The organism is Colwellia echini (assembly GCF_002843355.2).
Lineage (GTDB): Bacteria > Pseudomonadota > Gammaproteobacteria > Enterobacterales > Alteromonadaceae > Colwellia > Colwellia echini.
In genome coordinates this window covers 228,908-250,260 of sequence record NZ_PJAI02000003.1, presented here as the reverse complement: position 1 = coordinate 250,260, position 21,353 = coordinate 228,908, and the positions used below count along the sequence as shown (strand labels likewise).

Annotated in this window: 16 protein-coding genes; 10 read left to right on the top strand and 6 right to left on the bottom strand. The window is 36.0% G+C overall.

Features of this window, described 5'->3' with window-relative positions:
* Positions 1 to 98: 98 nt before the first annotated feature.
* From CWS31_RS05020 to CWS31_RS05010, 3 genes are all read left to right on the top strand, one after another.
* Complete coding sequence (locus CWS31_RS05020; RefSeq protein WP_101344778.1) at positions 99 to 1,184, top strand: TRAP transporter substrate-binding protein; 1,086 nt, start codon at positions 99 to 101, stop codon at positions 1,182 to 1,184.
* Positions 1,185 to 1,331: 147 nt separating this feature from the next.
* The gene (locus CWS31_RS05015; RefSeq protein WP_101344777.1) at positions 1,332 to 1,874 is read left to right on the top strand and encodes a TRAP transporter small permease subunit; all 543 of its coding nucleotides are present in this window, start codon (positions 1,332 to 1,334) and stop codon (positions 1,872 to 1,874) included.
* Complete coding sequence (locus CWS31_RS05010) at positions 1,874 to 3,151, top strand: TRAP transporter large permease (protein ID WP_101344776.1); 1,278 nt, start codon at positions 1,874 to 1,876, stop codon at positions 3,149 to 3,151. The genes CWS31_RS05015 and CWS31_RS05010 overlap by 1 nt, the downstream gene beginning before the upstream one ends.
* A 161-nt stretch (positions 3,152 to 3,312) precedes the next feature.
* On the opposite strand, the gene plsB is transcribed toward CWS31_RS05010, so the two are convergent.
* Positions 3,313 to 5,748, bottom strand: coding sequence for a glycerol-3-phosphate 1-O-acyltransferase PlsB (gene plsB / locus CWS31_RS05005; protein ID WP_101344775.1), 2,436 nt, complete (start codon positions 5,746 to 5,748; stop codon positions 3,313 to 3,315).
* 148 nt (positions 5,749 to 5,896) lie between these two features.
* Between plsB and CWS31_RS05000 the strand changes: the two genes are divergently transcribed.
* Positions 5,897 to 6,370, top strand: coding sequence for an NYN domain-containing protein (locus CWS31_RS05000; protein ID WP_101344774.1), 474 nt, complete (start codon positions 5,897 to 5,899; stop codon positions 6,368 to 6,370).
* 15 nt (positions 6,371 to 6,385) lie between these two features.
* Here CWS31_RS05000 and CWS31_RS04995 read toward each other — a convergent pair whose 3' ends face one another.
* The 3 genes from CWS31_RS04995 to CWS31_RS04985 form a co-directional block, all read right to left on the bottom strand.
* Positions 6,386 to 7,132 carry a TVP38/TMEM64 family protein gene (locus tag CWS31_RS04995; protein ID WP_246143368.1) on the bottom strand — a complete coding sequence of 249 codons (747 nt, stop codon included), beginning with the start codon at positions 7,130 to 7,132 and terminating at the stop codon, positions 6,386 to 6,388.
* A gap of 113 nt (positions 7,133 to 7,245) precedes the next feature.
* Positions 7,246 to 9,639 (bottom strand): PQQ-dependent sugar dehydrogenase family protein, encoded by a 2,394-nt coding sequence (locus tag CWS31_RS04990; protein WP_101344772.1) that lies wholly within the window; start codon positions 9,637 to 9,639, stop codon positions 7,246 to 7,248.
* Positions 9,640 to 9,710: 71 nt separating this feature from the next.
* Positions 9,711 to 10,409 (bottom strand): single-stranded DNA-binding protein, encoded by a 699-nt coding sequence (locus CWS31_RS04985; RefSeq protein WP_101344771.1) that lies wholly within the window; start codon positions 10,407 to 10,409, stop codon positions 9,711 to 9,713.
* A 380-nt stretch (positions 10,410 to 10,789) separates the two neighbouring features.
* On the opposite strand from CWS31_RS04985, the gene CWS31_RS04980 reads away from it, so the two are divergent.
* From CWS31_RS04980 to ftnA, 6 genes are all read left to right on the top strand, one after another.
* On the top strand, positions 10,790 to 11,653 hold the full coding sequence (locus CWS31_RS04980; RefSeq protein ID WP_101344770.1) for a class I SAM-dependent methyltransferase: 864 nt from the start codon (positions 10,790 to 10,792) through the stop codon (positions 11,651 to 11,653).
* A gap of 358 nt (positions 11,654 to 12,011) precedes the next feature.
* Positions 12,012 to 14,528: an AAA family ATPase gene (locus tag CWS31_RS04975; protein WP_101344769.1), complete on the top strand. Its 2,517-nt coding sequence runs from the start codon at positions 12,012 to 12,014 to the stop codon at positions 14,526 to 14,528.
* Between the two features lie 33 nt (positions 14,529 to 14,561).
* Positions 14,562 to 15,515: a mechanosensitive ion channel family protein gene (locus CWS31_RS04970; RefSeq protein ID WP_101344819.1), complete on the top strand. Its 954-nt coding sequence runs from the start codon at positions 14,562 to 14,564 to the stop codon at positions 15,513 to 15,515.
* Between the two features lie 153 nt (positions 15,516 to 15,668).
* On the top strand, positions 15,669 to 17,609 hold the full coding sequence (locus tag CWS31_RS04965) for a methyl-accepting chemotaxis protein (RefSeq protein ID WP_101344768.1): 1,941 nt from the start codon (positions 15,669 to 15,671) through the stop codon (positions 17,607 to 17,609).
* Positions 17,610 to 17,713: 104 nt separating this feature from the next.
* Positions 17,714 to 18,187 (top strand): peroxiredoxin, encoded by a 474-nt coding sequence (locus tag CWS31_RS04960; RefSeq protein WP_101344767.1) that lies wholly within the window; start codon positions 17,714 to 17,716, stop codon positions 18,185 to 18,187.
* 225 nt (positions 18,188 to 18,412) lie between these two features.
* Positions 18,413 to 18,931 carry a non-heme ferritin gene (gene ftnA, locus CWS31_RS04955; RefSeq protein WP_101344766.1) on the top strand — a complete coding sequence of 173 codons (519 nt, stop codon included), beginning with the start codon at positions 18,413 to 18,415 and terminating at the stop codon, positions 18,929 to 18,931.
* A 134-nt stretch (positions 18,932 to 19,065) separates the two neighbouring features.
* On the opposite strand, the gene CWS31_RS04950 is transcribed toward ftnA, so the two are convergent.
* Both CWS31_RS04950 and CWS31_RS04945 read right to left on the bottom strand, forming a co-directional pair.
* Positions 19,066 to 19,428 carry a winged helix-turn-helix domain-containing protein gene (locus CWS31_RS04950; protein WP_101344765.1) on the bottom strand — a complete coding sequence of 121 codons (363 nt, stop codon included), beginning with the start codon at positions 19,426 to 19,428 and terminating at the stop codon, positions 19,066 to 19,068.
* A gap of 11 nt (positions 19,429 to 19,439) precedes the next feature.
* Entirely contained in the window at positions 19,440 to 20,966 is a 1,527-nt protein-coding gene (locus tag CWS31_RS04945) for a DUF4397 domain-containing protein (protein WP_101344764.1), read from the bottom strand.
* Between the last annotated feature and the right edge of the window lie 387 nt (positions 20,967 to 21,353).

Sequence of the window (21,353 nt, the reverse complement as noted above, 5' to 3'; positions counted from 1 at the left end):
TAATACGGATAATTAAGGCTGTTGTAGCATTTTGCTTATCCCGAACTCAGGTTAAATACTTATAATAATTAAAAAAATGATTTAAAAGGGATAAACGGATGAATAAATCTATTTTGATAAAAGCGACTTTATTAGTGTCGCTTGGATTAACCTTGTTGGGGATTACAGCTTCTGTAAGTGCCGATAATGATAAAAAATATCGCTGGCGTTTAGCGGAGACTTGGGGACCTAATTTTCCGATTTTTGGTGATGCCTCTAAAAATATGGCCAGAATGGTCAAAGAAATGTCTAACGGTCGGTTCACTATTCGTATCGATTCAGCAAACAAACATAAAGCCGCTTTAGGTATTTTTGATTTTGTTAAAAGTGGTCAATATCAAATGGGACATTCTGCGTCTTATTACTGGAAAGGTAAGGACTTTAATGCACAATTTTTCACTACAATTCCATTTGGTATGATTGCATCCGAACGTCACGCTTGGTTCTACTATGGCGGTGGCATGGAGTTAATGAAAAAAGTATATGACCAGTACGGCATCATGTCATTTCCTGGTGGTAACACTGGTAATCAAATGGGCGGCTGGTTCCAAAAAGAAATTAATTCAGTTGAGGACTTCAAAGGCCTTAAAATTCGTATTCCTGGATTTGCTGGTGAAGTACTTGCAAAGTTAGGTGCAAAACCAATAAATATCCCTTCAGGGGAATTATATACCGCATTAGAGCGTAATACTATTGACGCAGTAGAGTGGGTTGGACCGTCATTAGATTTACGGATGGGTTTTCATAAAATAGCGCCGTATTACTATACAGGCTGGCATGAACCAGGTGCAGAGTTACAATTTATGGTTAATCAAAAAGCTTATGATAGTCTGCCAAAAGATTTACAAGCTATCTTAACGGTAGCCATGAAAGCGGCTGCTTACGATATGTACGCACAATCTATGCATGTCAGCGGTGAGAATTTAGCGTCACTAAAAAAAGATTACCCTGATATAAAAATGCGCTCTTTTCCAAAAAGCGTGATGAATGCTATTAAGCAAACTAATGATGATTTACTAAACGAGTTTGCAACAAAAGATCCGGTGACCGCAGAGATTTTAAAATCATTAAATGATTATAAAAATCAAATTAGAGCATGGACAGATTTATCTGAGAAAGCTTATTTAGATAACTTTGATGAGTAATATTGTTTATCCAGTTTTCAGCGTTAATACATTGCTGTATGGTAAGCGCGGTTTTTTAGCCGCGCTTTCTTGTTTTAATAAAGACGAAAACATCTAAGCTATCAATTAACAATATTAATAAAATAGAAGAGCCCAAAGAGCCCATAAATGAATACGAGTCTGAAAATAATCAGTAAAATTATCGATATATTAGGTAACCTTTGTAGCTTATTAATGCTACTGATGATCGCTAATGTTTTTTATGATGTCATTATGCGTTATTTCTTCAATGACGTAAGTATTGGTATGCAAGAGCTAGAATGGCACTTATTTGCCGCTATGTTTATGTTTGGTATTGCTTATACTTTAAAAGAAGACGCACACGTACGGGTTGATATATTTTATGATGTAATGTCAGCGAAAAAGAAAGCGGTTATTAATATATTCGGCTCGGTTGCTCTAGCGTTACCTATCACCCTATTAATTCTTTACTACGGTTACGATTATGCCCTTGAAGCTTATTCAATGGGCGAGGGCAGCGGCGATCCTGGTGGTTTACCGCATCGCTGGATTGTACGCAGTGTAATCCCTTTAGCTTCTTGCTTTTTAGTACTGGCTATTTTGCATGTGATACTCAGTAATATTCAAATATTACGAGGCATCCCCACGCTTGGTGTACATAATAAGTATAAAAACCAGGGAGAGTTATAATGACTGGTTTAGTTTTATTTGTTGTCGCACTTTTTTGTTTATTTCTAGGTTATTCGGTTGCTTTTACCTTTGCCGGTGTATCTCTTATTGTTGGCGTTGCAGTGTTAGGAGTTGACCTCTTCGCTTTTATGCCTTATCGCATCATGTCGATTATGAAAAACACCATATTGATGGCTGTGCCAATGTTCATTTTCATGGGCATTGTGCTGCAAAAAACAGGTTTGGCTGAGCGGTTATTAGAATCATCAGCAAAACTATTTGGCGGTATTTCAGGTGGTGTTGCAATTTCCACTATTATTGTTGGTACTCTACTTGCGGCTTCAACAGGTGTTGTTGGCGCAAGTGTGGTGGCTATGGGGGTAATATCTTTACCAGTGATGTTAAAAAATAATTATCACCAGCCCACGGCCGCAGGTGTCATTTGCGCATCAGGCACCTTAGGGCAAATAATTCCACCGTCTATCATTTTGATTATATTAGGTGATGTAATGGGCGTGCCAGTAGGAGATTTATTTCAAGCTGCGGTGATACCGGGCATGTTACTTGTTATTTTTTATACTTTATATATTTTAGTTTTAGGTCAAATAAAACCTGATCTAATGCCGCCGATTGAAGTTACAGAAAGTAAACGTGAATTGATGGTACAAGCGTTAAAAGATATTGTACCGCCTTTGGTACTTATTCTCGTGGTATTAGGCTCAATTTTTTCGGGCGTTGCAACACCCACTGAATCTTCGGCCATTGGCGCTGTTGGGGCGATAATGTTATCAATGTTTTACGGTACATTTTCGCTTAGTAAGTTACATGAAATATCAAAAGAAACCGTTAAAGTTACCTCAATGGTATTCGCAGTACTTATTGGCGCAACCGCATTTGCCATGGTATTTAGTTACTCAGGCAGTGAATATATAATTGAAGATTTCTTTTTAGATATGTCGGGCGGAAAATGGACTTTTATTATTATCGCTATGCTCGCTATTCTTCTTTTGGGTTTCTTTATCGACTTTATTGAAATAGCTTTTTTGGTGGTACCTATTTTATTACCCGTCGCTATCGCCTTAGATATTAATTTAGTGTGGTTTGCGATATTAATTTCAATGAATTTACAAACCTCATTTTTAACACCGCCCTTTGGCTTTAGTTTATTCTATTTAAAAGGCGTTGCGCCAAAATGGATGAAAACAACCACTATTTATAAAGGTGTAATTCCTTTTGTTATTATGCAGATAATTGTACTGTTGTTGATATTGAGTTTTCCTGAGCACTTAATAATGTAAACTTAATCAAATGCATTAGGCTCATGTCTAACCAGGTTTAATTTGAGCTAAAAAAACACCACTAGTTAAAACGTAGTGGTGTTTTTTTGAATATTGAATTTACCAAGTATCATCCTGCTGTATCTCTTTTTTATACAGAGTTAACACCTGGCTTTGACGTTTTAACGGGCAATGCTTTGCAACACTTCAATATCAACCAAGTTAACAACGGTTGCTTTCATTTCAACCATACTGTGCTCAGTTACTAATAATCCCTCGTCATTAATACTAATATAACCTTGTTCACGAATAGTGGATATCAAGGTTGATTGCGCGCGTTTATCAATAAACTCAGCCGCATTAATATTATTTAATACCGATAATCGTTGTGCAATAGCAACAACTTTAGTTTCTAAATCACGTTTACTTATCGGTGCTAAACGGCTTGCTAAAGAAGTAACAATAGCTAAACGCTGCAAGCTTTCGTCAACACATTCAGCCATAGCGTGTACTTGGCTAAGTTGATGTATATTATCTGAAAGTGACCAGAATCCGGCTTTACTTTGTTTAGTTATTTCCATACTTTCTAACACGGTTAAAATGTGCAATGTTTGCTTTTCAATTTGCTTGGCATCTTGATAAAGGTATAAATCTTCTTTTAATAATGCAGCTAACATTTGTACTTTAGTAACCAAGTCATTTTGATTTATTTTATTGTGTTTATCTAGTAAACGACATACTAAGGCAGGCACTACGTAGGTATGTAAGATATTATTTCGGTAATAACGCATTTCCAGGTTTGCTGTTTCAGAAAGCGACACTATGCTGCCAAAACTGTCTTCTGTAACAGTTACCTTGTTCAGTGAAATAACATGCGCTATTAACTCAGCAGCAGTTTCTTCAGGTACGGTTAATTGCTTACTAAATGGCGCTTGGCGTTGTATGTTTAAGAAAAAATCGAGTTGTGTTTCTAATTCAAGCTTAGACAAGGCTTTGTTTTTGCTGGCTTGTAAAATTAAAGCAATCAAGGCAACGCCATTTAATGCTGCACTTTTATTGATATTTTCCATTACTTTTTCAGCAAGACCATTAACCGTAGGAGTTAGCCATGTTGGTTTTTGTGGGTCTATTGGATCAATCGCTTCTTTCCAATTTGGCACTTCGTTGTTGAGAAACTCATTAATATTCATTGGCTCGCCAAAGTTTACATAACCGTTACCGTAGTTACGTAAGCTTTTTATTGCTTTAAGTACGCCAAAGATAGATTCACTTTTTTTCTCACTGCCACTTAATTCTTTGTGGTAAGTACCTACTTCCATTACATGTTCATAACCTAGATATACAGGTACTAAGGTGAGTGGTCTGTCTATACCACGAAGTAAGCTTTGAATGCTCATAGCAAGCATACCTGTTTTTGGTGCTAATAAGCGTCCAGTTCGGCTACGACCACCTTCGGTATAGTACTTAACGCTGTAACCACGTTCAAAAAGTAAGCCTAAATACTCACGGAAAATAGTTGAATATAAACGGTTACCGCCAAAACTACGACGAATAAAAAAGGCTCCGGCTTTTCTAAACACTGTTCCAGCAGGCCAGAAGTTTAAGTTAATACCCGCAGCAATACGTGGCATAACTAATCCTTCTTGAATTAATACATACGAAAGTAATAAATAATCCATATGGCTGCGATGACAAGGCACATAAATAATTTCATGGCCTTCTTGCGCTAGTTTACGTAATACCTTGGCGTTACTTACATTAATAGCACTGTATAACCGCGCCCATAACCAATGCAAAATTACCTCACCAAAACGTACCCAAGACACGCTGTAATCACCGGCAATTTCATCCATTATTGCTAAGGCTTGTTTCTTAATTTCAGCTTCGGAAACTTTTTTGTTTTTAGCTTCGTCACTGATCATTCGCTTGATTGATGGATTGGCAAATAAGGCGGTAAACATTTGCTTACGATGCATTAATCTAGGGCCTTTAGCGGCGATAGTTTGGCGATGAAAATGAAAACGAGCTACTCGTAAGAACTTGTGTACTGCGGTTTCATCACTGCCATGATCGTCGGTAATCTCTCTGAACGAAAAAGATTCACTAAAGCGAACCAAAGTATCACGACCTAAAAACAACACGATGAAAAATTTGCGTAACCAACTAGGTGATTCTTGATCGGCGATTAAGGTGCCAATATTAAGATTACGACGCTCTTTAGTCGGCATTTTTCCCCAAATTAAATTAGCAGGAATGAGTTTCGCATCAAGGTTTTCATCTAGTACATGTTGGTTTAACAATGCTAAACCCTGTGTAGTAGCTGTGGTTTTACAAGCTTTTCGCCACGAGAAAATAGGAGTTGGATTTTCAATGCAGAAAGTGCGATCAAACGTTGCCCCGTTTATGGTGACTTGGCCGAGAGGATCAGGCAAGTTTTGCTTTTTACAGGCACGTTGCAATGTCAATAAATCAGATGCTGATTTACGTAATACAATGTAAAAAATAGGTTGTTTAGGTTGCTCAGTAATTGTTTGACTGTCAGTAATTATTTTGCAGCGAACCAGAAACTTAAGTGGAAGTTTTAATAAAAAATAAAAAAAAGAACGTAAGACTAACATTTTGTATTGCTCAGATTATTCACGAACGATTATATAAACGGGATTTTAGCATCATTGGATAATATTGTCTTGGTTTGTAGTAAGCTGTGCGTTTATAAAAACATTTTATTTATTGACCGATGAATTTCTTTTTAACTGGAGCTAAGCTTTGAAAAAAATTGCCGTATTTGTTGATGTACAAAATATTTATTACACCACGCGTGATGCATTTGCTAAGCAGTTTAATTACCGCTTATTGTGGCAAGAGCTGATGGCGCAAGGTGATATTACAATTGCTAACGCTTATGCGATTCAGCGTAGTGATGATCAACAGCAAAAATTTCAAAAAGCGCTGCGACATATAGGCTTTGAGGTAAAACTAAAACCTTATATTCAACGCAAAGATGGTTCAGCCAAAGGCGATTGGGATGTTGGTATTACTATCGACATAATGGAAGCTGCAGCAGACGTTGATACCGTGATATTGCTCTCAGGCGATGGCGATTTCGACCGACTACTTTTAAAAGTAAAAGAAAAATATGGCGTAACCACTGAGGTGTATAGCGTTGAAGGATTAACAGCAAAATCATTAATTGAAGCAACAGATGTGCATCATAAAATTGAGCAGAGCTTACTTTTATAAAGGTCTAAACATAAATTAAACGCTTTCTTTAACAGTGTCGTTTTTTTGTTTATGTTTTTTATACATATAAGCGGAAAGCAGCAAAGCAATAATAAAGAGGAATGCACTAGCAATAAGTTCATTTTTTGCCCCTAAACTTATGCCACTACCAGCTAATGAAAAAATAAGCATTTGTGGAATAAAGCCTACAAAAGAACCACTAACATAAGCGGTCATGGAAATTTTACTGACACCGGCAATAATATTGGTTAAAAAGTTACTGCCAAGCGGAAATATACGGATCACCAAGGCTTTTAAAAATGTTTGTTCACCTAAAAATTTAGATAGGCTTGCTATTTTAGTTGGGTATTTACGGGCAACTTTATCGCTTAATAAATATCGCGACACACTAAAGGTAATTAAACAACCTAGCGTTGTCGCTAGGGTTGCCAGTATAACCCCATATAACACGCCTAAATTAATACCCGCTACAAAAGCCGCTATTTGCCTAGGTAAGCCAATACTGGTCGCTATTGATAAAAAGCTAAATAATATAACAACATTAAAAAACAAAGATTTATCGGCATTTTGCCAGTTAAGCTGCTGAGCTATGTTAATTACCCACTGTTGTAAATTAAAACTGTTTGAGTCTTCAGTTACCGTAGCTGCGCTTGGGGTACTGTTATTTTCAGTTGCGGTTATCTGTGCGGGCGTGAATAGTTGAGTAGTGTTTGGTGACAGCGATAACCATTGCATAAAGCAAATCACGATAACCATTATCATAATAAGGCTCGCTAATATGTTAATGGTTCGTTTGTGGGAAAGTAGTCGAACTAATTTAGTTAGCATAAATTAAAAACACTTTTAGTAAACACACCTTACATACGTAGACAATACTAGGAGTCGTCTGTTTTATCTGGATTATTTAAGTGTTGGGCTTGTAATAAAGCTGTTTTGGCTTGTTTAAATTCTTTAGCCGTTAAAAAGCCTTGTTGCTTTAACTCAATAAGTTTTTCCAGATCATACACTAATTGAGTTTCTTGATGTGAAACATCTTTTAAATCACTATCACATTCTTCAAGGCTAGATTGTTTTTCGGGGCTTAATTCTTCGGGACCTAATTCTTCGGGATTTAATGTCTCTTGCTTAGCATGTTGAAGTTGTACGGTCGGCCTAACTTTCGCCGCTTGTGCATGTAATGGCGTAACATCATGGGTTTTATGATCGGCTCTGGCGATATCGTCAGCGGTTAATTTCGGCTTAAAAATGCGTTGCCCAGTTTGTTCACTATTAAATTGCTCGGAAAAATACCAACACCAATCAATAACATCATCAACGACTTCAAAGTAACTTTGTTTGGTTAATCTGTCGCTACCTCTTCGCATATATAAACAAATGACGTAACTATCAATATAGTTATTTTTATCACGCGTATTAATAATTAAGCTAATACGTCGAACTTTACCATCAACCATTTTTAATACTTGTTCGTTATGAAATAACGCCCGTAGTTCTTGTTCTTGCTGATCGTTAAAGCCTTTTGTCGAGCTTGAGCCAAGCGTCGCTATTGTAGAGTCTCCAATTAAAACCTGACATTGAACAACATCAACCAACTCCAACACTGTTTCAGCTTTTTTCTGGTGTCGCCTAAATAAGTTTAACGCTAAGGTATCATCCGTTAATTTAATCCCTGAATATTCTCTGCGTATTAAGGATTTAGCGGTTCGTTTTTGTACTTTTACTTGGTAAAAAATATAACTGCTTAACAAGCCAGAAACCAAGATAAAAAATAAAGCAACACCACCTACGCCACTTTGTTGAACAGACACTTTGTCTTGCTCTAAATGCCTAATTTCATCCTTTTGAAATAATTGATAAATGGCCCCTGAAGCTTCATTAAAAAAAAGTAGTTCGCCTCGATTATCTTGATATAAAGAAAGTTTTTTGGCATTGATATTTGTTGCTGGGATTTGCCATTCTACGGCTATTGCGGGCATGTTTTGGGGATCAATATTATCAGTTAAACTAGCTGTTTTTTTATTGCTGGATAATGAGCTAAGTTGCCATTGTTGATTTTCTTGGCTAAGAAACAATAATTTATTACGTAATGTAGGTACATCCTCGCCATGATAGGTTAATAAATTTGTATATATAATTGGGGTTTTAGGTGAGGTTGAATTAGCGCTTGGCTTTGAAATTTGACCTGAACTTTGATCTGAACTCTGTCTTAAACTTTGATCTGAACTCTGTCTTAAACTTTGACTTGAAATATTGCTTGAATTTATCTTTTTGAATAAAAATTTATCGGGTGCTTGCTTGCGCCAATCTTCACCGCCATAAGCATACGATACACTATGTATTTCATGATTATGTGATCTACTATCAGTTGTGTACTGATGAGAAATTAGTATTTTATTGGAGTATTTGTCAGGCCAAATAAATTGTTTTATTTGACCTGTACCTAACACGTAAATTGGCTCTGCTATTTTTGCATGCTTTAAAAAAGGATTGTCCTGCGGCACGCTATAATTTGCTAATGGCAACTTTTTAGGAAGAATACGTAAAATAACACCAGAATATAACGGGTATTCTTTTAGTGATGGGTGTTGATCAATAGCGATATAAAGCTGCGCAAAATCTTCGTCCCAAAAGGTACTGTGCGGATTAAAACTTAATTGTTTAATACTATTATTTGCTGAAGGAATTGCTACTTTTAGTATTTCTCGACGGCTTGTTAGATCAATTTTATTACCTAGTGTTAACTGCCATTCAGTAACAACCGCATCAAAATCAATTTGTTGTTTAATTGATGGTTCGTGTAAGCGATTAGTTTGCTTGGTATTGTTTTTTTCTACATGCGCGGTGTAAAAAAGGCCATAACCTGGTTGGTCGCGTAATGAAAAATTAGGATGTAAGGTAAAAGCAGTAAGTTTTAGCAGAGAGTTTTCTTGAGTAAGGCGCTTTATATCAAGTAATAACGCGGTATTATTAGCATCAAGTTGATCTAACTGATAAATTTCACCTTGCTGATTGGCCAAATAATAATGCTGGTTATTGCCTGCTTTTTCTAATAACAACCACTGATTATTCGCTGTTTTTAATTGCGGTGCTTGAGCTATTTTCTCTAATACATATTGGTTAGAGGTATCGGTATTTTCTACTAAGCTCTTACTTATTAAGCTATTCCCTACAGTACTATTGTCTGCGGCACTTATTAAACCGCTAACGAATAATAGTAAGCAAGATAAAATATTTGTGCGCCGTATTTTAAGTTTTCGTAATGTAAGCATTAATTGAGTCATCCATAGTTCAATTACTAATTTTATTGTTATTTTTAGCTCACGTGGTGCTAATTTTTACTTTATGTTGAAGCAAACAAATGTACATTCTTTGCTTCAATAAACTGATCTTTACTTGCGCCATTGGTATAACTTAACCTACCTTCAATCATCAGTTCGTCGCCAATGTCGCCATTTTCAGCCAAATATTCTGCTTGTTTGCCCCAAGCGTGAATAGCTCTTTCAACTGAAATAGTTTGCCAAGCTTGTTTGTAGGTATCATAAATATGTTGGTTAATAACAACCGTGGCTTGGGTAATATTCTTATTTTGTTCAGTAAGCATTAACTTAGGTTTTGAGGTTAACAGTGCACTACAGTGAATTTGATTAATGGCTTGAGTATAACCTTTAGGAAATTTTTGCACAAAATTAGCGTGTACAATATCTTGATGTGTTGCCGTAGTATTGCTTGATACAGGTTTAATATTACTTAGGTAACCATGCAATAAAATAATATCACCTTTATTAGCGTGTAATAATGCTTGCTCAACCAAGTCACCCTCTACTTTAACATGATGATAGCTGGTCCACTCTTTGTAGGTATTGGTACTTTTATCTAACCATTTACTAGAAGTCGCTAATACAATTTCAGTTATTGCGGTTGCAGGGTTGGCTTTATAGCGAATATCCGGTGTTGCTACTAAATTTCCCAATAACGTTACCGCGCAAAGTTGCGGCTTAGGTGTTACTGAATGTTTACTAACGGCATCTGATAATGACAAAGGTTATTCCTGTTTTATGTTATGAGTTTTACTCAAAAATAAGGTGCTTATTCAAATTGCATATTAAAGTGATACGCTTAAGCAATATATTTAACCAAATATAGGTTAAATAGCCACATCATTTTAATCTAATTACAATCGATTTGTTAATAGCTTAGTGTTGAAATTATGAGTAAAAACCTCTAAAAAACAGCTGAAAATGACTATTTTACTATCAATTATAGGTAAGCGGTCATTTTGTCGAGTTAATAACAGACAAAATGTACTGCGGCTTTTATAATGCAACACACTATCTCATTAACCGTAACGCATAAACATTAGCGCGATATCATTACCACATGAAATAAATATTACCTAACGCAGGTAAATACAGGAAGCCAATGAGTAACAATAAAACGTCTAAAACAATCTCTAGCGAAATACTTCAGCATGAAGAAAGTTCGAATGAAGCGCTATCTAATATTGCCTTAGGTTATGTAGACAGTGTAGATAGTGATTATGCTAAACGACTTGCCAAAAAATGGCAGTTTAACTATATAGGCGATGCTGCCTCAGCGAGTAAGCAACCAGAATTAGAATTTATATTACAAATGAACCAACACGTACTTGAGCTATGTAAATTAGACGAGCCAAAGTTAGGTGCAATCAAAGTTGATTTTGTTGAAGGTGCTGTTGCTCATAGGCGTAAATTTGGTGGTGGGCGTGGTCAAGATATTGCTAAAGCGGTTGGTTTAAAACATGGTTTTACCCCACACGTATTAGACGCCACCGCAGGCTTAGGTCGAGATGCTTTTGTATTAGCCAGCTTAGGTTGTCAATTAACCTTAATGGAACGTATGCCGGTTGTTGCAGCGTTACTTGATGATGGAATTGAACGCGCTAAACTTAATAATGAAGTGGGTGATATTGCGCAAAACATGCAGCTTATTCATGCTTCATCAATTGAAAGTATGAACTTAGCCAATCAGCCTGACGTGGTGTACCTCGACCCTATGTTTCCACATCGTGAAAAATCAGCCGCTGTTAAAAAAGAAATGCGCATTTTTCAATCTTTAGTGGGAGAAGATCTTGATGCCGACGGTTTGCTTGAACCGGCTTTAGCTCTTGCTAAATACCGCGTTGTGGTGAAAAGACCAAGTTATGCACCACCGCTTGCTAACAAAAAACCGTCGATGAGTATCAACATGAAAAAAAATAGATTCGACGTATACGTGAATCTCGCCATTCCCAAACCAACCACTTAATTTGTAGCGATTAAAAACAATAAGTTAATAAAGCGCTATCGACTAGACAGAAAAGGCTTGCCTGAACTTAACATTCTGCTGAGCCTGTTTATTTATATTTTTATAGCTTATAAATATAAATCATCAAGTTATCTCATAGAATTAAACCTAACTGATTTGCACTTTTGCATACTTTCACTTTGATAAAACTAAAAGTAAAAAGTTGATAATAACTAAAATTAAAAAACGCATTGAAAAATATAAATTAAAGCTATAACGTTTAATATTAAAGGGTTATTCTTTGTAGAAATAGAGGCATAGTACCCTTGCTACTTACTTAACCGGGTATTTTTAAAATATTAACTCGCCAAGGAATATTATGGCCGCTCGCAGTTTGCAACGTATTTTAGTGCTCAACATTTTATTGTTGGTTTGTTCATGTCTTTTAGTTAATCAAACCAGCTATGCGCAAGCTTTAGTGCAATCGGCAACTGAGACTCCAGTTCAGCTGGAAATTTCAGAGCCTGTTATCACTATTAATCAACCTACTTTAGTAAATAGTGAAAAGGTAGTTAAAACTCAGGTAAGTAAACTTAGCTTATTTGAAGATGAATTTAACGAGTTAGTAGAAAAAATAAATGCCGATGAGCATGATATTGAAGAATATGACGCATTTTATGCGCGTTTAAATCCGGTAATAATTGAAAAAATAGATAATTTATTTAATAAAATAAATACAACCTCGCTCGATTTGTCAATATCCCATCAATCCACACTCGCTGAGCCGAAGCCAAGCCAAGCGCAAAAAAATAGGGCTTTACAGTTATTTTTGTCAGACTATGCTGAGTTAAAAGATTACTTCACCTTAAGAGGTCGTGTCTTTAATGTAGCAAGCAGCACTTTTATTGAAAACCACACCAGCTTTAAGCCTATCGGTATTGATGAAACCATCATGGAATGGCGTTATTTACGCATTCAATTTTACGTTATTTATAAAAAAGTTAGCCAACGAATTACTGAGTTACCAAAACGATTCGCAAAATCAAGTTTCAGCTTATTAACTGAAGTAGGAAGTCTGTTACTTATTCTTATTGGATTTAGGTTAAGTAGAAAAAAACTTTCTACCATACTGACTAACCTACAAAAAAGTGTGCTTACCCCGCGTACGCAAACCAGAGTGCAAGTGGCGCGCTTTATTTGGTATATCAACCAAACGCGTGCGCCGCTTGAATGGTTGTTACTTATCTATGTTTTGGTATTCAAACTCGATTTCTTACAAATACCACTTTTAGATGATCTTATATGGTCTATATCTTTTTGGTCTTGTTTTACTTTATTTGTATTTAAAGTACTTAGCACATTAATCTCTCGGGGCAAGCAAGCGCTTACTAAAGAAATATCAGCCAAGCAAATATGGGCATTAAAACTCTCCATTTTTGGTTTTGGTGTTTACATGGGCGTGCAAGATTTAACGTTATTATTTATTCATGAAGCGGCCATATCTTCATGGGTTACTTCAGTATTATTTTTAGCTGGCGTACCTATATATTTCTTTTTTATTTTCGCATGGAAAAACAATGCTTTTATTTTTGTTCGTACAGAACGTGATGCGTCTGAATGGGCTAAAATAATCGCTCAAAAACCTCGAGGTGTCAGAGGTTTCATCAATGGTAATATTTGTATTGCCTATTGTATTTATTTTGCAATTACCAAAACATTTTTACAGCTTATATCACGCTTAGAAACTGGGCGCAGATTAACCACAGAGCTTTATCGTAGCCGCTTAATTAGAGATAACGAAGAATTTCTCGCCTCATTAACCGATCAAGAAAGCTTATCGATAGAGCAACGAGAGCATTTAGTGCGCGATAAAAGTTTTGTTAATGAAAGTGTCTGTGAAAAAGAACTCATTCAAATAGATGAATTATTAGCGATAGGTGAAAAAAGTCATTTAGCGGTGATCAGTGAACGAGGCTTAGGTAAAACTACCTTTCTGTCTATTATTGCAGAAAAGCATCCTACCCATATATTGATTAACTGTGGTGCAAGTTTCGATAATATTTATTACCAATTAATTTCCGAGTTAGGCTTGCCGGTTGAGCAAATAAATAAAGACGACGTGGTTAATACAACCAATATAAGCACAGAAGAAATAGTGCAAGCGATGCAAGCTAAAAATATCAATGTAATGTTACTTGATAACGTGCACTACTTAATGTCACCTACGGCAGGCGGACAGAAAAACATAAAACGCTTATTAAGTTTAATTAATGATTTAAGAGGGCAGGCCTTGTGGGTTATGTCGTTTGAATCAAATGCGTGGCAATTAATTAATGCGTTAAGTATTTCGCAAGGCTTCTTCAACCGTAAAGTTAAACTTTCCCCTTGGTCAGAAGAGAATATCAGTAACTTACTAACGCAACGTAGTGAAATTGCTAATATTTTACCTACGTATGAGCATTTATATATTCCACGTCAGATAGTTGATATTGAAGAAGTCAATTTAACTGATCGTAACCGCTCGGGTATATACCGTATGATTTGGAGTTATGCTGAAGGTAACCCTGCTATTGCCATTAGAGAATATGCAGGTGCGATCATTAAACAAAAAAATGCACACTTCGCAACCTTGCCTATTTCTCCAGACATTAAACGTCTTGAAGGACTCGATATTAATACCTTGCTGGTTTTAAGGGTTATTTTGCAATTTGGTCGAGCAGATACAAGTGAAATTATGGAAAACCTAAGATTAAACGGTTTAGTTGTGAATAGCGCCTTGGCTACTTGCTTAGCGCAAAAATTTATTGAAGACGCTGACGGTGGTTATCAAATTAGTTGGCTTTGGTTTAGAGCGATCACTAAGTTTTTAGATCGTCAAAACTTACTAAGCAACTAAGCGATCAAGGAGTACGAGTTAATGAAGAGTTTTATGAAAGTATTAATAACAAAACTTACGTCACAAAAAATTGCACAGCAAAAACTAACTAAACTACTGCTTAGCGTATTGTTTTTTACTCCAGTAATAGCACAAGCAGAAAGTACAGAACCTCCAGAGTTAGAAGTTATTAGCACTTTGGCAACCATGGTAAAACCTAGTGGCCTATTTTTGTCCTTGCTGTTATTTATTGGCGTTTGGCTATTGCTGAAAATGGTTAAATCAGTTGTCGATGATTTAAGTGAAGTGTTCGCTGAAAAACGTTTACTACTGCAAAAGTCATTAGTGTTTTTCCAGTTTATTATTTATTTCTTCTCCATTGCTACTGCTACAATTATCAGCTTCGAATTTAGTACCGAGCTTATCGCCTTGCTTGGCGGTACATTAGCGGTTGCCATCGGTTTTGCTATTAAAGACTTGGCGGCGTCGGTTATTGCGGGTGTTATTATTATGTTCGATCGTCCGTTTCAGGTGGGCGACAGGGTTTTATTTGGCGGCGAATACGGAGACATTATTGCTATTGGTATCCGCTCGGTAAAAATGAACACCTTAGATGATAATGTGGTAACTATTCCGAACAACATCTTTTTAAACGGTATAACCTCTTGTGGTAATTATGGTGAACTAGACATGCAAGTAGCGATAAAGTTTTTTATCGCGGTAGATCAAAACCTGACACTAGCGCAATACATTGTTAGAGAAGCGGCAGCCTTAAGTAAATTCGCTTATTTAAAAAAACCTATCAATGTTTTGGTACTACAAGAAATGAGCAATAACATGGTGTATTACAAACTCACCGTCAAAGTTTATGTACTTGATACTAAATACGAAAAAGCTTTAGAAACTGACATCACTTTACGAGTAAACGAAGCCTTTACAAAAGAAGGCATTTACTCCCCGTCGTTACACCTTGCTAACCAAAGACCGCTAGTGTCAGAAAAAGCATAAGTTAAAACACGTATATAGGTCGTAATAGGCAAGTTAATGATTCGTTACGATAAATTATATCGTAATAGGTTCCTTAGCTTGTCATCAATCTGTAACATTATCGTCATATTCTTGCGTGATTATTATCTCTGTAGTTTTTAAAGAGTATTCATTATGCGAGTCTCGAGTTTCTCTCGATTGTCAGTTTCGGCGATCAGTATTTTTGCCATTATTTTTTTAGCAACCATGTATCATGTTGGTGAATCGTTAAGTAAAAGCCAAAAACAATATAAGGGTTATCAAAAGCTTATTGAACTTACCACCATCACTTTTAATCGAACCATTGTTGAGTATTTACAAACTGGTGATGCGAGCTTATTAAATAAAGCACAAAGCCAATTAGATCTTATCGTTAAACAAACGTATAGCTTAAACCTAGCTAAACTTTCTATAGAAATAGAAGAGCAAGCTAAGTCACTTTCTCATGATATAGACACCAAATTTCGCGCTATGGGTAAGTTAAGTGGCGATCCGTTAATTTTGCTACGTAATGGCGAAAAAGACATGGTTGCTATCAATAACTCTTTAGCAAAGTACGTACAACAAACAGCTGAATTATCAGAGCAAGAGCAGCTTAATTACTTGGCGAAAGTACAGCAAATTAGTAACTCACTGGCTAATTTAATTACTGCCAGAGAAAGTGTTTTTACGAATAAAAATCCTAATATTCGCTCTATACAACCGTTAATAAAAGAGCTACAAACTGCCGGCAGTTTTTTATCGGCCCATAAACCATTAGCCATTTACGATCAAAGCATTGAAGAAGACGATGACTTATTGGGCGATAGTGATGATCAAGAAGATCTCAGTAGTGAAGCCATAAGTGAGCTAAATTCGTTATTTAACCGTTATCAAGGTGAGTTAGAAAATACCGTAGCGCAACAACAGCAGCGTGAAATAGGCTTAGCATTATTGGCTGAGCAGGTAAGTAATATTGAAAACGCCATTATCCTTGGTGAAACCAGAATTGCCCAAGACCAAGACAAAATAAATGAACAACTTACTGTTATTGTTATCGGTTTATTAGTCTTTTTAGTGTTGTTTTTATTAACTAATTATTGGTTACAACACAATGTTATTTTAAAACCGCTACGCAACTTACGTGACAGTTTTGTTCAGTTAATGGAGCAAGGTAAAGTCGACAACATTAGTAATATTGATAAAAGCACCGAATTTGGAGAAATATCTACCAGCTTTAATCATATGGTAAATAAATTAGCGCAAGACGACAAAGAAAAAGCTCATCAGCTAGATTTAGTTTCTAAAGCCTTAACTACCATGGAAACTCAAGTTAAAAGCATTTATCAATCTTCACAAACCACCAGTGAATATGTGCAGGGCGCACGTACTATTATGGAAGCCTTAGGTGAGGCAACTGAAACTGTTAACACCCTTTCAAGCCAAGTTGTTAGTAATGCACAAGCAACTAAAGAAGCGATGGAAGTAAGTCAGCATCATGTATCGCAAGTATTAGCCGCGAGTGAGTCTACTAATTTGGCTGCACAAGAAAGCAAAGGCGCTATTACCTCGTTGTTTAATTCGGTTGAATCGGTAACCTCAATTGTTGATGTGATCAGCTCAATTGCCGATCAAACTAATTTACTGGCACTTAACGCGGCTATTGAAGCGGCAAGGGCAGGTGAGCACGGCCGAGGGTTTTCAGTGGTTGCTGATGAGGTTAGGCAACTGGCAGGTAAAACACAATCATCACTTAAACAAATTTCCGAGCGTTTAAGTCAACTACAAAGCGCCAGTAATTCAATTGAAGGTATTATCACAGATATTGAAAAAGCATCTCATAATCAACGTATCGTTGCCGACGAATTACAAGAAACTGCCACAGCAGTAACAGGACAAGCGCAAGTTTCAGCAACCGTTGCGCAAAACACCTTAGAGCAAATAACGTTACAGCGCAGTCACTTTATTGCCTTTGAACAAGCTATGGCAAATGTTGATAAAGAAGTAAGTGAATCTCAACAACTGTCTAACGTTATTTCAATTGATGTGAGTAACCAGGTAAATGATATTGGTTTAACGCTAAATAAAGCGTCTTAGGGTATTATTGTGCTAAGCTTTGTCAGCTGTATAGCGTGATGAAATTACCGATGTAAGTTAAACGTATAACTATCATTTATCCATTAATATATAAGGGAAAAACCATGATCGAACAAAACAGTGCAATGCCAGTTGGCGAACTTCAAGAGCGTAAAGATGGCGAGATGATTAGCCATAATACTGCTGAGCTTTTTGCCAATAAAAAAGTAGTATTATTTGCCGTACCTGGTGCATTTACACCAACTTGTTCTGAAGCGCATTTACCTGGTTATGTTGTATTGGCTGACGAGTTTAAAGCTAAAGGTGTTGATGCAATTATTTGTTTGTCAGTAAATGATGCTTTTGTAATGAGCGCTTGGGGCGCGGCACAAAATGCTGAAAATATTATGATGCTTGCTGACGGCGACGGCAGTTACACTAAAGCTTTAGGTTTAAGCATGGACACTGCTGGCTTTGGTGGTATTCGTTCACAACGTTACGCTATGGTTATTGAAAATGGCAAAGTAACGCACTTAAATGTTGAACCACCTAAATCGTTTGAAGTAAGTAAAGCTGAAGAAGTACTTAAGCAATTATAATCTATACGTATTCTTGAATTCATATCATGTTTTTATGTTTAAAGTGCTAATTAACAACATAAAGAATAACGAATACAAGAACACAAACAAGAATGATTAACCTTATTAACCAATTGGTTAATAAGGTTTTTTTATTTATTTAGTCACTAAAAGTTACACTTATCACTTGAAAAAATACTGATAAAAAGGCAAGATCGCCGCACTTAAAATATTAAAGGCGAAATCATGTTAAAAGCTGAAATGGTAAAAAAGTTAAATGCACAACTTAATTTAGAGTTTTACTCTTCAAACCTGTATTTACAAATGAGTGCATGGTGTGAAGAAAAAGGCTTTGCCGGCGCAGCAGAATTTTTACGTAAGCACGCAGACGAAGAAATTCAACACATGAACCGTTTATTTACTTACGTAAGTGAAACAGGTGCTTTACCTATTATTGGTGGTATTGATGCGCCGCCACATGAATTTCAATCGTTAGGTCAGTTATTTCAACTAACTTATGAACACGAATGTTTGATCACTGAACGTATTAATTCACTTGCACATGAAGCATTTACGAATCAAGACTACTCAACGTTTAACTTCCTACAATGGTATGTTTCAGAGCAGCACGAAGAAGAAACTTTATTTAAAGGTATTCTAGATAAAATTAACTTAGTAGGTAACGATGGCCATGCCTTATTCTTCGTTGATAAAGATTTAGCAGAGCTAGCCAAAACAGGCACTACAAGCATAATGACTGAATAGTGTCATTCGCTTTTGGTTTGCTTAATGTGAATCAAACATAAAAAAACCTCAAAACGTGAACTCGTTTTGAGGTTTTTTTTGCAATCAAATAAGCTAGTTAGCTAAGCTAGTTCCTAAGTTAATTAGCTAATAAACTAACGGATAAAAATATAGCCTTCACCTCTAACCGTTTTAATCACAGCTTGTGATGACACAGACAAAAACTTCTTTCGTAAATTCAGTATGTGACTATTAATGCTTTTATCACAACGATGTAAGTCACGCTGAAATATTTGCTCAGCGATTTTCTCTCTAGTTACTATTTCACTGGCATTTTGCATGAGTAATGCCAGTAAATTAAACTCTAATCCGGTTGTAGTGATTAACTGCTTTGAACAAGATACAGCACGATTTAAAAAGCTCAACTCGATTTGACCAACAACAATTTTATTTAAAGGCTCAAATGAAGTAACACTATTTGAGCCTTTAAAAGTTGCAGAACTTTCTTTAGTTAACATCTAACTAAGTTTTATTCTTCGGTTGTTGCAAGTGTTTGGCTAAACATGGTGGTTTTAAAACCTGTTGGCGCATTTTCATCGTTTTCAAGCACTAAAAACTGTTCGGTAGAGTCTTCATCAAGTATCAAGTCAAAGGTGTTTAAAATAATTGAACTGCCATTCTTTTTAGCTACTACAAAAACTTGATAGGTATTGTTTTTTAAGTAAATAGAGCTGTTGTTTTTATAATTAACTTCTTTGTTATACAAAGCTGTTTCAATAGTTTCATTTTGTCTAACAAAGTAAACAACTGCTTGTGAAAAATCGTCAGACTGAATTAAATTAACTATTTCAACTTCATGCGTATAAATAGTTGTTAGTAGGCTATTACTCACGGTTAAGGTGTATAGGTCTACTTCAATTTCATCAATTATACCGTCATTGTTTTCATCAATATCACCATCATTATCGTCATCAACATAGGTTTGTTCTGAATAAATAAATACTGTTTTATTAGTGTTTTCAGTAATTGACAATAAGTGGTTAGTTAACAAAGGTAAATTTTCATCGCCTGTGGTGATGTCTAAGCTGTAATCGCCACTTGTTAACACTAAATCAGCACTTACTTCGCCATAAGCAAGATCGGCAATAATAGGCTCATCACTTACTCCGTTAAGGTGCAACGAAAGCACTTCATTGTAGTTAGGCAACTCTTCTTGGTTAGCAACTGAGTTATAGGCGCGAAATTGTGCTTCAGCTTCAGTATCTGAATATTCAATTACTGCAGAATCAGACATTTTATCTAAAGAATAAGGCGAAGAGCCGGCACCTTTATTGTCTTTTATCACCATAATGTTTTGTGAACTGTAAGAAAAAGGAATACTAGCTGATGTAAATAATACTTCGTCACTACCGGCAGCAGTGATGTAAAAAATATAGTCATCTTGATCTAGTTTTTGGTTATCAGACAACTCTTGGTAAGCAAACTGACCAAATAACATGGCTTCGTTAAATGTTTCATTTTCAGTAGAGATATAAAAATCAATCGCCTCTCCACCTGAGTGCATATTTAATACTCTCATGTTGAAAAGATCGTAAGTGTCATCATCATCTTCATCAATTTCAGGAATGCTATAAACCATTACCTGTGGCGATAAAATACTACCGCTTAATACAACCATCTGAATAGTATCTTCGGCAATGGTCAGCGTACTTTCATAAATTACCGCTAAATCAGCCACATCTGTACTGTCATCATCTTGCCATGCTAATTGAAATTCGTAGGCTTGGCTCGTTAGGGTAATGTTACTGTGTGCACTACCGTTAGCAATACCCGTATAAGTCGATTCATAATGGTCGTTATCGTCATCACTCTCAATGCTAAGATCTTCATCAATAGTTAAATAAATAGCAGGCGCATCGTCCGACAGGTTATAAAGTTTTACATACCCTTCGCCGCTAGTGCTTTCGCTGTCATCACAACCGAATAAGGTAAAAAGTAATAAACTTGATGCTAAACAAGTTTTTAAGGTGTTAGTTTTAGGCGTTAATTTTTTCATCGCTATTCCGTAAATGAAGTACGTAAAATAAGTACATAAATAAAATTTATAGGTTATTTTAAAAAACAAAAGTGCAAACAAAGTGCAAACAAATGTGATTTACTGTGCACCGCAATAGATAAGCGCATAAGCAAAGAGTTCATAGCTTTACTTAACATTTACAGAAACCACACAGTTCTTTACGCTTCTTTATTTTCAGCGCTAATTTTGTTGGTATTTAACCTGAGTTCGGGATAATGAAATTGTAAAGTATAAAAATATCAACTACTTGTATTCACGTATCTACAATAGTTTTAATTATTCGTAGTACAAGGCGGGAAAGCGAAGCCAATAACGGGTTATTGGGAGCTATCAAAACGCAGTAATACGGATAATTAAGGCTGTTGT